The following is a 626-nucleotide window of genomic DNA, read 5'->3' on the forward strand; positions in this document are numbered from 1 at the left end:
AAAGCGGCATTAAGCTGATCTTGCTCGAATAAACACCAGATAAGTGAATCTTTAGATCAATTGATTGCGCATAAGAACAAATCTGTAGGGATATCAAAGCGAAAAAAGGAATAATAATCTTTATATTCATATTGTAATTGCCATTAACATTTATCTATTTCTCTATCTGCTTACCTTTTAATATTACTTCTACGAATAAATCAATCTTTGTTTTCTAAATTTCACTTTTTTATTTTCTAATACATCTTACCGGAAGGGCCGTAGCCTTATCAAGAGAACTCTCAGCGCTTCCTCCATATAGATCTAATATATATCCGTAGCTGGTATTGGCATACTGTGTACTGCTCCAGTAGCGGCCATATCCGCCCCGGCTGTCAAGCACACCGTTACCTCCAGCCAATACTCCGGCCGAGTGAAGCCTCAGTTCTGAAGCAAAGGCACTGGCGGCGCTCGTCCAGTTTTGTGGTGGGGCATCCGCGTACTGCCATTCAAGGCGGGTCGGCAAACGCCAGCCTGAACCTAAAAGCTGAGTACAGGGGTCGTTTGCCACCGTCCAGTCACTGCTTTCAGAAATTGACGAAATCCAGGCCGTAGCAGGATTTCGACTGCTTAAATACTGATATCCT

At 43.1% G+C, this 626-nt stretch carries 1 protein-coding gene; it reads right to left on the bottom strand.

All coding sequences use genetic code 11. The features are described from left to right. Window positions 1-229: 229 nt before the first annotated feature. A partial coding sequence (locus ACNOHI_RS25085) for a hypothetical protein (RefSeq protein ID WP_420477447.1) occupies window positions 230-626 on the bottom strand: 397 nt, incomplete at its 5' end.

The organism is Noviherbaspirillum sp. ST9 (genome assembly GCF_048799745.1).
Classification (GTDB): Bacteria; Pseudomonadota; Gammaproteobacteria; order Burkholderiales; family Burkholderiaceae_D; genus Noviherbaspirillum.